Annotated in this window: 10 protein-coding genes; 4 read left to right on the top strand and 6 right to left on the bottom strand. The window is 69.7% G+C overall.

The features are described from left to right. The first annotated feature begins 52 nt into the window (after positions 1–52). The gene (locus ACIGXP_RS36750) at positions 53–430 is read left to right on the top strand and encodes a hypothetical protein (protein ID WP_399775888.1); all 378 of its coding nucleotides are present in this window, start codon (positions 53–55) and stop codon (positions 428–430) included. Positions 431–699: 269 nt separating this feature from the next. Here the strand turns inward: ACIGXP_RS36750 and ACIGXP_RS36745 are convergent, their stop codons facing one another. Beyond that, the gene (locus ACIGXP_RS36745; protein ID WP_399775886.1) at positions 700–1,893 is read right to left on the bottom strand and encodes a hypothetical protein; all 1,194 of its coding nucleotides are present in this window, start codon (positions 1,891–1,893) and stop codon (positions 700–702) included. A 107-nt stretch (positions 1,894–2,000) separates the two neighbouring features. Continuing rightward, complete coding sequence (locus ACIGXP_RS36740) at positions 2,001–2,240, bottom strand: hypothetical protein (protein WP_399775884.1); 240 nt, start codon at positions 2,238–2,240, stop codon at positions 2,001–2,003. A 95-nt stretch (positions 2,241–2,335) separates the two neighbouring features. On the opposite strand from ACIGXP_RS36740, the gene ACIGXP_RS36735 reads away from it, so the two are divergent. Beyond that, complete coding sequence (locus ACIGXP_RS36735; RefSeq protein WP_399775882.1) at positions 2,336–2,899, top strand: hypothetical protein; 564 nt, start codon at positions 2,336–2,338, stop codon at positions 2,897–2,899. Between the two features lie 101 nt (positions 2,900–3,000). Here the strand turns inward: ACIGXP_RS36735 and ACIGXP_RS36730 are convergent, their stop codons facing one another. The 3 genes from ACIGXP_RS36730 to ACIGXP_RS36720 all read right to left on the bottom strand — a co-directional run bounded on the left by ACIGXP_RS36730 (position 3,001) and on the right by ACIGXP_RS36720 (position 9,789). Further along, the gene (locus ACIGXP_RS36730) at positions 3,001–7,923 is read right to left on the bottom strand and encodes a trypsin-like peptidase domain-containing protein (protein ID WP_399775880.1); all 4,923 of its coding nucleotides are present in this window, start codon (positions 7,921–7,923) and stop codon (positions 3,001–3,003) included. A 7-nt stretch (positions 7,924–7,930) separates the two neighbouring features. After that, positions 7,931–8,158, bottom strand: coding sequence for a trypco2 family protein (locus ACIGXP_RS36725; protein WP_399775878.1), 228 nt, complete (start codon positions 8,156–8,158; stop codon positions 7,931–7,933). A gap of 239 nt (positions 8,159–8,397) precedes the next feature. After that, on the bottom strand, positions 8,398–9,789 hold the full coding sequence (locus ACIGXP_RS36720; RefSeq protein WP_399775876.1) for an MFS transporter: 1,392 nt from the start codon (positions 9,787–9,789) through the stop codon (positions 8,398–8,400). Between the two features lie 98 nt (positions 9,790–9,887). Here ACIGXP_RS36720 and ACIGXP_RS36715 point away from each other — a divergent pair, with 98 nt between their 5' ends. Further along, complete coding sequence (locus ACIGXP_RS36715; RefSeq protein WP_399776025.1) at positions 9,888–10,490, top strand: helix-turn-helix domain-containing protein; 603 nt, start codon at positions 9,888–9,890, stop codon at positions 10,488–10,490. Between the two features lie 236 nt (positions 10,491–10,726). Beyond that, entirely contained in the window at positions 10,727–11,767 is a 1,041-nt protein-coding gene (locus ACIGXP_RS36710; protein WP_399775874.1) for a vWA domain-containing protein, read from the top strand. A 75-nt stretch (positions 11,768–11,842) separates the two neighbouring features. Here ACIGXP_RS36710 and ACIGXP_RS36705 read toward each other — a convergent pair whose 3' ends face one another. Beyond that, positions 11,843–12,937, bottom strand: a complete 1,095-nt coding sequence (locus ACIGXP_RS36705) for a M4 family metallopeptidase (RefSeq protein WP_399775872.1) — start codon at positions 12,935–12,937, stop codon at positions 11,843–11,845. Positions 12,938–13,041: the final 104 nt, after the last annotated feature.

Here is a 13,041-nt window from a genome sequence, read left to right as displayed (position 1 = left end):
ACGCACACGGCGGCCACGGGGTAAGTGCGTGTCCTACGTTTCAAGGCTGCGAGTGACCAACGGCCGCGGCTACACGCATCTGCTCAAGGCGCTCGGGGCAGTAGCGGCCGAAGAGTTCGGCGGACTCGTCGAGGTCGCTGGTCCAGCCGCCCCATTGGGGCATGATGAGGGTGAATCCTGTGCGGACGATGCGACGACCAACGAAACGGCCGAGGATCCGGCGATCCGTAGTGGCTTCGGCTGCTTTGGCACGCCGGTGCGGAAGCACACGGGCGAGGTCACCGTTGGAGGCGAGGAGCGGCGCCGGCAGGTGTCGGCCGACGCTGGTTTCCCCGGCCGGCTGGGAGTGGCCCCTTTCCGTGCGAGGCGCCTGGTCACGCGGAAAAGGACTTCCTTCGCGGCCGCTGCGTCGTGCAGGTCGGCTGGCTGACCATAATCATGATCAGGAACGCGCACCAACGCCATCTCGGGCGGTGCGCGGCACGCCCACTGCAAAAGCCGGCCGGGCGCCATCCACCGCGCCGCGTGAGCGCACGGTGCGGGTGGCGGACCGGGTCGCGCCCCCGCAGCACCGCGAGTTGCTGCTGCGCATCGGCGACTGCCTCGCCGCCCACCGAAACTCCGACGGCGGCTCGGCCGCCAGGTCCGCACAGAAGGTCTACCGCAGCCGCACGCCTTCACCCGCGCCGCTTCGCTCCCTCACGCCACCGTGTGCGGCACCCAGACGGCGGCATGGAAAGGGCCGTTGGCGGTGGACGGGTCGGCAGGCGGAAGTGCTGCGCTGCCTGCGACGATGCCGTGGCGGTTGACCTGCGCTGCGGAGGAGTTGAGGCCGCCGAGAGAGGCCAGGTAGGTGAAGTCGCCGTTGTCGACGCGGGCGACGAAGGCGAAGGAGTTGGGGGCGAAGTTGTCACCGACCACGACGTTCCCGGTGATCTGCTTGACCTCGGTGACGCCACGCCCGGAGCCGATCATGGCACTCGTGTGGGTCATGAGGTCGAACGAGCTGGAGAGCAAGCCGTCGCCGCCGACCACAGTGCTCCCGCTGATCAGCTGCGCGGTCAGGAAGTGGGACCCCAGGTCCGTGTGGATGCCGGTGCGGAGGTCGTAGGCGTATCCGGTCAAGCCGTTGCCGGCCGTTCGGGACTGACCGACCACGGTTGAGCCGCTGATGTCGTTGGCTGTACTGGAGCTACCACCGAGGGTGCCGAGATCGGTCATCGTCCGGGTGCGCAGGTTGTACGCGAACCCGTGCGTTGTGGTGGCAGGCGTGTTCGGCAGGGAGGAGTTGCCCACGACGATCGCACCGCTGACGGCCGCCGCGGTGCTGTCGCCCGACGGGCCGGCGAGGCTGCCGAGATCGGTCATGGTCCGGGTGCGGAGGCTGTACGCGAACGCGTGGGTGACCACGTCACCGGACAGCGACGACGTCCCCACCACGGTGTCACCGTTGAGGCCGGTGATGTCGGTGCTGCTGCCGCCGAGAGTGCCGATGTCGACGAGCCGGCGGGTCCGTAGGTTGTAGGCGAATCCGTGAGCCGGGCCGTCGGTGGAGAGGTCTGACTCCCCGACGACGTAATTCCCCTGCACACCGGTCGCCCGGCTGGAGTCCCCCAGTGTGCCGAGATCGGTCATGGTGTGTCTGCGCAGGTCGTATGCGAAGGCGTGTTCGGCGGCGTCGCCTCTCGTCAGTGAGCTCCCGACGACCGTGTTGCCGTCGATGGCGGTCGCCTTGCTGCGGGTACCGCCCAGGGTGCCGAGGTCCTGCACGGTGTACTGCACGGACCCCGCCGCCGACTCGGCCGACGACGTGTCAGCCGCGTGCGCCGGACCGGCGCCCACGGCGAGCAGGCCCGCGCCCGCCAGAATCCAGGCACGTAAACGTATGCGCATGATGCCCCCTGAAACGATCGACGAAGCGAGGACGGTTCGGCCGCTGTGTGCCCCCGGGCACGGGCCGACCGGATGTTGCACAGCCTTCACTTGTACAGCAGTTCCGATCAGCCACATAGTGGACGGTCGGCCACAAACAAGACGTTCGTGACCGCCGCATGGCCGACACGGTTGCGCCCCACCGAGGTGACGTGCGTCCCAGGGGTCAGCCAGGGGCGACGGATCACCGGCTCGAAGGCGTGGGCGGTCGCCTCGGCGTTGTGTGCTCCGTCGAGCGCCGGTGCAGTCGCCAGTATGCGCGGCTTCCTCAGTGAGGCGTCCGGTCTGCCGACGGTCATGACCACCATCAGGGTGCTTCTCCGACCCCGAGAATCCTTCCCCTCCCCTGAGTTAGCCTGGAACCACGCACGGAGCTGAAGTGTCATCAAAACGGGGGGACTTGATGACAGACGGGGCGCAGCAGAACGGTCAGTCCGCCAACAGCGGGGGCTCCCACGGGGACGGGGCATGGCGGTATGTGCTCGGCTCGATCGCGGTATCCGTGGTCTCCGGGCTGCTTTATCAGGTGCACGGTTGCAGTCCGGACACGCCGGACCCGGCGCCGACGTCCACGGTGACGGAGACCATGAGCGCCGAGACGACGGCACCAGAGGACGACGTATCCTCGTCCCCGAGCGTGTCCGCGCACATCACCCGGATCCTGTTCCGTGGGAGGGACTCCGGGAACGCTGCCTACTCGGACTTCGAGGTCGACGTCGACTTCTCGGGGTTACGAGGCCAGGAGTGCGTCATCAAGTGGTCCTCCTACTATCCAGGAAAGGCCGGGCAGAGCGACACGAACACCGGCTTCAGCGGGCAGCTGTCAACAGGTCTCCTCGCTCACGACAACGAGTCGCACTGGAACACCTTCGCCGTCCACAATGCTCAAGCCGGCTGGATGTTGCACGTCTTCGTCTACGCGCCCGACGGAACACTTCTGGACCAGGAAGACGGCCCCACAGCGTGAACCGTCCAGGGGTGACGGTCGGCATCCGAGGGTGACGGCACGGTACGCCGGCTTTCAGCGCCCTCGCTGCGGCAGGGTGCCCGGGCGCGCCCTGAACAGGATCAGGCAACTGCGCCCGGCCTTCCGGGCGTCTTCGTCGACGTGGCATTTCGTCGCTGTCCCGCCATCAGCGCGAAGGCCTCCGCGACCGCCTGGGGACGGCGGGCCGCCACCAAGGGCAGTGCCTCCGTCCACCGCTCGCCGGCCAGCGCCTGTCGCAGCGCCCACTCGGCGGCCTCCTGGACCAAGGGCTGCGCGTCGGGCCGGCCGGCGTCGGCCGCCAGGCCGCGCGCGAGCCGCACCCATGCGGCGTCGCGCTGCCAGGGGCCGGGCACCTGGTCCAGCAGGGCGCGAGCGGCCGGTCGGTCGTCCAGTGCGGCGAGTGCCCTCGCGGTCACGGTCAGGCTGTCGAGGACGGGCTCCGTGAGGATGAAGTCCTGGAACGACAGAGCCGGATGAGCCCCAAGAGGGCCTCGGTAATCACGCAACAGGTCGGCTGCCGCACGGGCGTGAGCCGCCGCCCGGTCAGGGACGGCGTCGACCGTTCCCGCGGCGGCTCCGGCGAGCAGCACCGGCAAAACATCTGTGGAGCCGTGCGCAATCCGGGACTCGGGCTCTGTCAGCGCGCTCGACAGATCGCCGACGCCGCACAACAAGGCGGTGGCGTCGGCAACGGCGGATGCCGGGGCCTCACCGGGCCGCACCGGGTCAAGGGCTGCCGCCGCCTCCAGCGCCATGGTGGCGAAGCGGGCGGCCGCCTCCTGATCGAGGCGTTCCAGGGACAGCGCGGCACTTGTGGCGAGCGGGAGCACACCGGCAGCTGTCAGGTGGCCCGGGTCCAGCGCCTCGGCCAGGGCGCGGACCGCCGCCGAGACCGTTGTCCGGTCGGTGGCCGGGCAGTGTCCCAGTACCGCGGTGAGGGACTCCACCGAGTCCTGCGCGCGGAGCCGCGTGGCGGCCCATCCCACGGCCTGCTGCCGTAGCTCGTCAGCCGCGTCGGGACCGTGGAGGCCTGCCGCCGCGACGAGGGCGACGCACTCGGGAACCGCGGCCGTGTCCGCTGATGCGAGTACGGCCGTCGTGAGGCGACGGGCCTCGTCCTGCCGCCCTGCCGCCACAGCGGCGCCGGTCAGCGCCACCAGAGTCCGGCACCGCCATCGACGGTCGTCGAGCTGGTTCAGCAAGTCCTCGGCGGCGGCGCCGTCACCGGCGCGGGCCAGCACCACCGCGCAGCGCCCCAGCGTCTCTTCCGTGCTCGCGAGGGACTGGGCGGCGTGTGCCGCGCGTACCGCGTCTTCCGGGCGGCTGGGGACCAGTGCTTCGGCGAAGTCGATCAGGGCTCGCTCCGTACCGGCGCCGGCCCCGTACCGGCCGGGGCGAGCGATCGGCGGCGTGCGCTCGGCCTCGTCCGCCAGGTGGGCGGCGTACCGGGGTTCACGTTCGACGAGAGTCTCGGCCACCCGGGTCAGTGCCGTGCGCCGGGCGAGGGGTTCCTCGATGCTTCTGGCCATCGACGCCGCCGTACGCCACTGGCCCTGCCCGGCGCAGGCCGGCGCCAGGGCAGAGCACCATGCGTCGGTTCCGAAGACGGGGCCGAGCGCATCGAGTGCCTCCGTCCTCCGCGCCGGCTGTCGGGCCAGCAGCTCGGCGACGCCCTCGGCGATTCCGGCACCGATGCCGTTCAGGACCAGGGGCCGCAGCGGTTCCGCCCAGGAGGAGCAGTAGGCCGCCAGCGCCTGCCAGCGACCGTCTCGGGCGAGCACGGGGAGAGCCAGTGATTCGAGTCGCGCCAGTTCATTGCTGCTCAACGGCTCCGGTGGCGCGGCCAGCAACTCCTGCGCCAGGTCCGCGGCCTCCGGACGACCGGCATGGGAGCCCGCGTACACCATCGAGACCGCGGCGCCGATCCAGCCTTCCGGCTCGTCCTCGGCCCGGTAGCGTGCCAGCAGGTCCAGGGCCTGCTGCCAGTCGCCGCGCAGGGCCAGCACGGTGAGCGCCTGACGGCGCGCCTCCCGGCGGAACGGCGCGGGGTACGGGAGCGCGGCCACGGCGAGCGCCTCTTCCCACCGGTCCAGGGTGCCCAACGCCCGCAGGCGCAGAGCCCCGCACGCCCCGCCGCACGGCCAGTCGGCAGGGGGCGCGGCAGTGTCGTGGCCGTGCGGGCACGCCTCCTCGATCAGGCGCAGTCCCTCCCGGGCGTCCGGCGCCCGCACGGCCAGGTCCAGCAGCGCACGCCGTCGGGCCTCGGGTCCCGCGACGGCGCGCGCGGCGCGCAGGGCCTGTCCAAGGTCCCCGGCCTCGCCGAAGGCCTCGCTCAGCCCACCGAGGACCATGTCCCGGTCTTCCGGCGGAACCGTGTCCACGGCGTGCCAGGCCTCCTTGCCGGCGCCCGCGGCGGCAAGGGCGGCGGGCCAGGCGGCGCGTGCGGCGGCCGGCCAGTCGGGCACCTGCGGCGCATCGTCCGCATCGTGCGATGCGGCGTCCGGCGGCCGGTCCAGTGCCAGGCGGTGGCCATGCCGCGCGAGGGCGGTGAGGGCGCGCAGCAGGATCGTCCGGCGACCGCCACGGGGGCCGTCGGCGGACCAGAGGGCGCGTACGCCGTCGACGTCGCCGGCCGCGCCGAAGGACTCGGCTGCCAAGACGACCACCTGATCCGTCCACGCGGAGCGCTCGGAGTTTCGTAAGCGCTCAAATCTAGGGGAGCCCTCGGTGCCTTCGGTCGGCTCCCGCGCGGCGGCGTGTTCCGCGGCCACCATGCCGAGCGCAGCGCGCACGACCGGTTTGCCCTCCGGGCTGCCCAGTCGCATCAGGACGCCGCCTGCGCGTACCGCGGCGAGGGCGGGCACCGATCGGTACGAGGAAGGTGTTGCGGCGCGCACGAGCTCCGCTGCCTTCTCCGCCAGGACGAGTGCACGGCGTGGTTCGGACTCGGCGAGCAGGTCGGCCAGGCGGATGAGGGCGAAGCACCTGGCGCCGTCTTCCGGTATCGCCTCGGCGAGTGCCTGCGCCCGGTCGGTCTGCCCGAGCCGGGCCCGCAGCAGGGCCAGCTCGCCGTCCTCCACGTCGACCGCATGACGCGCCGTCACCCGGGCGTGTGCCGCGGCCAACAGGACGGCGGACCGTGGCCCGTCCTCCGAGTTGTCCTGTGCGACCGTGCCCCGGGCCATCCGCAGTTCCGCCAGTGCGGGGCCGACACCGAGCAGCCGGCGCGCCATCCGGTCCTGCCGTACCGGGTCGGCGACCACCCGCGCGATGTGTTCCGGGTCCGCCGCCGTCACGACCATGCGTCCGTAACCACCGAGCAGGAAGTGCGGGGTGTCCGCCGGCCAGCCCCGCTCCTTGAAGGTGTCGGCCCAGCGATGGATGCGCTCCTGGAACGTGGGCAGTTCGGCATCGAGCAGCCGCAGTGCGGTGGTCAGCAAGGTGTCGTGCGCGAAGACCAGCGCGGTACGGACCTGGTCGCCGTCGTCGAGGAATACGGGAAATGTGCGCTCGGTCAGACTGCGGCCCAGAGTACCGCCGATCAGTTCGTCGAGACGGCGGGCCGGCATGCCGGTCAGCGCGCCCAGTTCGTCACGGCTCAGCCCCTCTCTCGCCGCGGCGAGCAGTCCGATCACCTGCCGCTCCGCCGAGTCCTCGGCAAGCAGCCCCTTGAGCTCGTACTCCGCCTCGTAGCGCAGCCGAGTGGCGTTCGGTGAGGCAGTGAGCACGAGCGGCTCGCAGTCCCGCAATGGGTGGTCGCCCGGAAGATCCGCGGCCGGCCCCGGCAGTGGGCGGCTGGTGACGAGGACGGACACGCCGTCCGGAAGGCGGCGAGGCAACAGCGCCGCGATGCTGGGCCGAGGCGGGGATGCGGCCTGCGACAGGTCCTCGTCCAGACCGTCTACGATCACCAGCAGGCGCCCCCGCCGCCGTTGCCGCTCGGCCGCGGCTTCAAGCAATCGGAGCCACTCTCGTATGTGCACGCCGGGTGCGGCTGCGTGCACCATGGACTCACCCGCCAGCGCGGCCAGTTGGGCGGCCATTGCCTGGGCGAAGGCATCGCTGTCGCACTGAGTCGCATCGCGCCGCGTCACGAAGAAGGCGGCCACGGCCACCCCGGCGGGGGGATGCGCGGCCAGCCAGGCGGTGAACGCGGTCTTGCCGTGCCAGGGCGGCGCCTGCCACCACTGGTAGCCGGGCGGGCCGGCACAGAATCGCAGCACTGCCTCCAACTCGCTTGCCCGGCCGAGGAGTTCTGACGGTGCGATGGAGCGGGCCTGCGCCTGGTAACCCTCGGCCACCCGGACGTCACCGGCCGAGGGACCAACCATCTCCGGAGGGGTGTCGAGCCCTGCCCGCCGCAGCAGTTCGGCGCCGGGGCCGTCGGACGTTCCGGTCCAGCGGTCGGCGCGGCTGACGGTGAGGGTGCCGGGTCCCTCCGTACGGTGGTGTTCCGTGACGATGCCGATGACGCGCCCCTCGGCCCACACGGCCGCCCCCGACATGCCCTCCCAAGGCGATCCCTGCGCGGTGCCTTCGGGGGGCGGAACCCTGAACTCCAAGGTGTCGCTGCGAAGGTTGGACAGCACGGGAAGGTGGCCCCACGCGTGACAGGCGTCGCGTGCGAGCGATCCGTCAGGACGTCGGCGCATCTTGAACAGAGGGAAGCCCAGCGCGCTGCAGGTCAGTACGGCGTTGTCGTCTCCTGGTGCGCCGAAACGCACCGGTTCCACCTGCCGGGAGAAGGAGTCCGCCCCAGGATCGAGTTCCAGTAGGGCGACATCCGTCCGGTCAGGGCCGAACCAGGCCACCCGTGCCTCAGCTCTCCACTCGTCGGACCGGTCCGGGTTGAAGCGGACAGTGATCGTGGCCGCGTCCCTCACCACGTGAGCGGCCGTGAGCACCAAGCCGGTCGCCGCGAGATATCCAGACCCCCGCGACCGGCTGCCGTCGGCACAAGCGGCGACGACTTCGGCTACCCGGTCCCCCCGCAGGTCCGCCATCGGCGTGTCAGCGCTCCTCGGCATCGCTCAGGCCGGAAAGCACCTCGGCCTCCGCGCCGGCCTCCAGGACGCGGTACATCACTTTGCCGTGCGCAGCGGCATCCCGCTGCACGCTCACGGGCAGTTCCGTCTCCACTGGTCCCGGCGCGAACCGGAGGTCCTCCCCCTCCCCCTCTGCCATCGCCGTGACCGGCTCGGCACGCAACTGACGGTTCCCCTCGGACAGCTCGACCACCTCCGGCACTCCCCCTGCGCCACTTCGTCCCACCCGTGTCCATATGCTAACACTCAGTGACAATCACGGCTGGTGATGTGGGCCCAGCCCTCGAAGGCCTCCGGCGAGAATGACGGTTGTGCGACGGCGGCACAATCGCAGTTGTTCGCGGGATGCCTCCAGCCACTCTTCCCAGGGCGATCGCCGCCGAGAAGGAGAGCACGAGCGAGTACCTCGCCTCTCACCTGGCGTCCTCGCCGTCATCGACGGTCGCGCCGCGCGACGTGGGCCATGAAGAGCAGCAGGAGTCCGCAGGTGGCGACCAGGATCCAGCCCGGGCGGGAGGCCTGGGCCAGGTCGGAAGGGGTGCTGTGCGCCACCAGGCCTCCGGCGAGGGCGATGCCGAGTGCGGAGCCGATCTGTCGTGCGGTGGACGTAATCGCTCCTGCCACGGCCGCCCGCGCGGGAGGCAGCCCGCTGACCGCGGTGTTGGTGATCGGCGCATTGGCGAAGCCGAACCCGATGCCGATCAGCAGGTACGCCATCAGCAGCAGGGACAGGCCCGTGTGCCTGCCCAGTCCCACCAGGCACAGTCCGCCGGCCGTGATGAAGCCGCCGGCCAGGGACAGGGGCAGCCGCGGTCCGATACGGCCGACCAGATGACCGGACCACGGTGCACACAGGGCCGCTCCGATGGCCATGGGCAGGGTGGCCGCCCCGGCGGCCAGGGGCGTGAAGCCCCGGGTGTGCTGGAGATAGAGAGTGTTCAGCAGCAGCGTCGCGTTCAGCGCGACGAAGACCGCAACGGCACCCAGGACCGCACCGCCGAAGACAGGGCTGCGGAACAGTCGCAGGTCCATCAGTGGCTCGTGCCGCCCCCGCTCCACCCATACGAATCCGACCGTCACCACCGCGGCGAAGCCGTAGGCGGTCAGTGCCGCCGGGCTCGTCCAGCCCATGCGCGGCCCTTCGATGAGGACACCGATCCAGACAGCGATGGCTACGGTGAGGAGAGCCTGCCCCGGAGCGTCGATCCGTCGCGCCCGCGGCCCTCGGGATTCGGGCACGAACACCGCACTGAGAACCAGGGCGGCCACGATGACCGGAGCGTTGATCCAGAACAGGGACCGCCAGCCGAGCGCCGCGACGAGAGCACCGCCCGTGACCGGACCAACGGCCATACTGAGTCCGAAAACGGACGCCCAGACACCGATCGCCTGCGCTCGCTCCCGCGGATCGGGCATCGTGTTCACCACGATCGCCAGAGCCACCGGGCTGAGCATCGACGCGCCCATCCCCTGCACCGCACGAGCCGCGACGAGCGCGCCCACCGAGCCGGCCGCCGCGCAGACCAGCGAGGCCGCACCGAACAGGACCAACCCCGACTGGAACACCCGTCGGCGCCCGAACCGGTCCGCCAGTGCACCGGAGGAGATCAGCAGACCCGCCATGACAATGGTGTAGGCGTCCACGGTCCACTCAAGACTTCGCGTCCCGACGCCCAGGCCACGTCCGATGGCGGGCAGACCCACGTTGACGATGGTGGTGTCCAGGCCCACCACAAACATGCTCAGGCAGCAGACGGCCAGCACGGTCCAGCGTCTGCGCGCGCTCAGAACGGGTTGCACAAAAGGAGTCGTTGTAGCGGTCATGGCCTGCCTCTTCACCTCAGGGAGCAATGCCTGACCAGGCTCGTGCAGGACGACGACCACCACCGAGCGTCTTTGCGAAGACCGCAAAAGATCGCACACTGAACCGTGTGGACACAGAACTGCAGCGGATACTCGATGCCATCGGGCCGCGGCTGCGCACGCTGCGCAGGGACCGCGGACTGACTCTGGAGGCGCTCGCGGACTCCACCGGGCTCTCGGTGAGCACGCTGTCCCGTCTCGAGTCGGGCAAGCGGCGCCCGACCCTGGACCTGCTCATCCCGCTGGCGCGTGCGCACCGCGTCGCACTCGACCAACTGGTGGATGCACCGGCCACGGGCGACCCCCGGGTGCATCTCACGCCCCTGCACAAAGGTCAGGGCAGCGTCCTCGTGCCGCTGACGCAGTACCCGGGCCGCGTGCAGGTCTTCAAGCACGTACTGGCGCCCCGCGAGCCGAAACTGGTGACCCACGAGGGCTACGAGTGGCTCTACGTCCTGGCCGGCGAGCTACGCCTCGTTCTCGGGGACAGCGAATGCACTCTGCGTCCCGGCGAAGTCGCCGAGTTCGACACCAGACAGCCGCACTGGTTCGGCCCGGCCGACACACGCCCGGTGGAGATCCTGCACCTGTTCGGACCACGAGGCGACCAAGCCGTTGTCCGCACCAGACCATCGTCCTCGGCCACTGCCCCGCCACCGTGATCTCCCGGCCCAGCGCAGCCCAGACCAGCCCAGCCCAGCCCAGCCCCTGCGGCACCTCAACCCGATACCCCGAGCTGAACCCGGCCGTAGACCCGCCCGCTTCCCTTGGCCTTGCGGACACCGGCTCGCCGACGCGCCGCGGTCCGGCACGCCACGGTCCACGCTCTGCAGCCAAGATCGATTGTCAGTGGTGCGTGAGACGGTAGGAGCATCGAGTCGGAAGAGGGGGAGCTGTCATGTCCGGAAGCCAGAACTACATCAACCACGTTGCCCTTGTGCTGGATGCCAGTTCGTCCATGTCGCATCTGAGCGGCAAGGTCGTCGAGGTCGCAGACCAGCAGATTGCCTACCTTGCCCGCCGGTCGAGGGAACTGGACCAGGAAACCCGCGTCACGGTGTACGTCTTCGCCGACAAGGTGGAGTGCGTCATTTACGACAAGGACGTGCTGCGGATGCCGTCGTTGAAGCAGCTCTATCGGGTCGGTGGAATGACGGCTCTGCTGGCGGCCGCACTGAAGTCACAGCGGGAGCTGGCGCTGACAGCTCAGCTGTACGGTGACCACAGTTTCCTGACGTTCGTGCTCACCGACGGGCAGGAGAACGCCAGTCATCGCTGCCCGGATGCCCCGGCCAGGGAACCGCGTGAACTGGTCGAGGCGGTGTCCGAGATGATCGAGACACAGCAGGACAACTGGACGCTGGCCGTGCTTGTGCCGGACCAGATGGGCAAGCGCGAGGCCATGCAGTGCGGTTTCCCGAAGGACAACATCGCCGTCTGGGACGCCACGAGCACGCAGGGGCTGGAGGAGGCCGGGCAGGTCATCCAGCAGGCCACCGAGAAATTCATGGTGGGCCGGACCCGGGGCATCCGGGGATCGCGGGCGGTGTTCTCCACGGGTGCTGAGGCAGTCAACAAGGACACCATCAAGGCGGCCGGTCTCACCCCGGTGGACTCGTCGGAGTACCAGCTGATCCCGGTGACTCGTGACGCCGGGATCCGGGACTGGGTCATCGAATGCGGGCACACCTACCGCACCGGTGCCGCGTTCTACCAGCTGAGCAAGTCGGAGAAGATTCAGGCGCGGAAGCAGATTGCGGTGTTTGAGAAGAAGACGGACCGGGTGTACACGGGACCGGAGGCCAGAGCTCTACTCGGCCTGCCGGACGTGGAAGTCCGCGTCAAGCCGGACCACAACGACGACTTCACGATCTTCGTGCAGAGCACCAGCGTGAACCGGAAACTCACCCCGAACACGCGGCTGCTGCTCATGCTCTGACGCCTTGTGAGCCCGTAGGTCCCTGCGGGAACTGTTCTGGCCCGCGGCGAGCGGCTCGCGGGCCATGACGGGTGATCAGGCACTTCCATTGGTCGGCACGCCGACCTGGGACCAGGCGTCGAGGACGGCTTTGGCCTCTTCCTGGTCGCCGTAGCGGGACTTGGCGGCGGCGACGGTGAGCCTGGCGAAGTCCGCGAACTGCGCGTCCGGCGCCAGTTCACCGCCGGTGAGCGTGTCGTACCAGATCTGCCCGGCCTTTTCCCAGGCGTTGCCGCCGATGGCTTTGGCGGTCAGGTAGAAGGCGCGGTTGGGGATGCCGGAGTTGATGTGCACGCCGCCGTTGTCGGCGGAAGTCCTGACGTAGCCGTTCATCGAGGCGGGCTGCGGATCCTTGCCGCCGAGCCGTGCGTCGTCGTAGGCCGTGCCAGGGTCCTTCATGGAGCGCAGGCCTCTTGGAGAGTCGTTGTAGCCGCCGACGGTCGGGCCGAGCAGCTCTGCGCCGATCATCCAGTCGGCCTGCTCGACGGTCTGGCCGAGCACCCACTGCTTGATGATGGTGCCGAATACGTCCGACAGGGACTCGTTGAGCGCTCCGGACTGCCCGTAGTAGTTCAGGTTCGCCGTGTACTGCGTGACGCCGTGCGTCAGTTCGTGGCCGATGACGTCGATGCAGCTGGTGAAGTCGAGGAAGATCGTGCCGTCCCCGTCCCCGAAGACCATCTGCTCGCCATTCCAGAAGGCGTTCTCGTACATCTCGCCGTAGTGCACCGTGGCGACCAGTGGCAGTCCTCTGCCGTCGATGGAGTTCCTGCCGTACGCCTTCAGGTAGAGGTTGAAGGTGTTACCCAGACCGTCGTAGGCCTGATTGACCGCGGCGTCGTCGCTCTCCTGACCGCCCTCGGCACGCACCTGTGTACCAGGCAGGATCTGCTTGTGATGCGCGGCATCGATGGTGCGCTGCGGCCGGTCTGCGCCGACGCCGCGCGCAAGGGCCTCCGGCGCCCCGATGACGGCGGTCAAGCGGCGCTTGGTACGCACGGAGGCATCGTGTTCCAACGTGCTGCGGGCGAACGCGGCAAGCTCTGGGTGCGTCTCCGCCGCCCGCGCAAGATGCTCGAGCATGTGCGGCGGGACGATCGTGCAGTGGGTCAACGTGTGCTTGTAGCTCATACAGGCATATGTCACAAGAAATTTCCGTTCTGACACTGAGTGAAGCAGAGGTTACTGAGAACGGAGGAGAAACTACGTTCTTCGGAGTTCAGGGCGGCGTCGAG

This window comes from Streptomyces sp. NPDC053069 (genome assembly GCF_044546895.1).
Lineage (GTDB): Bacteria > Actinomycetota > Actinomycetes > Streptomycetales > Streptomycetaceae > Streptomyces.
This window is presented reverse-complemented; position numbering and strand designations above follow the sequence as displayed.

Bases quoted from the DNA above. Each gene is read 5' to 3' on its own strand.
- ACIGXP_RS36720 (WP_399775876.1), bottom strand. From the start codon at position 9,789: ATGACCGCTACAACGACTCCTTTTGTGCAACCCGTTCTGAGCGCGCGC.
- ACIGXP_RS36735 (WP_399775882.1), top strand. From the start codon at position 2,336: ATGACAGACGGGGCGCAGCAGAACGGTCAGTCCGCCAACAGCGGGGGC.
- ACIGXP_RS36705 (WP_399775872.1), bottom strand. From the start codon at position 12,937: ATGAGCTACAAGCACACGTTGACCCACTGCACGATCGTCCCGCCGCAC.
- ACIGXP_RS36730 (WP_399775880.1), bottom strand. From the start codon at position 7,923: ATGGCGGACCTGCGGGGGGACCGGGTAGCCGAAGTCGTCGCCGCTTGT.
- ACIGXP_RS36710 (WP_399775874.1), top strand. From the start codon at position 10,727: ATGTCCGGAAGCCAGAACTACATCAACCACGTTGCCCTTGTGCTGGAT.
- ACIGXP_RS36745 (WP_399775886.1), bottom strand. From the start codon at position 1,893: ATGCGCATACGTTTACGTGCCTGGATTCTGGCGGGCGCGGGCCTGCTC.
- ACIGXP_RS36740 (WP_399775884.1), bottom strand. From the start codon at position 2,240: ATGGTGGTCATGACCGTCGGCAGACCGGACGCCTCACTGAGGAAGCCG.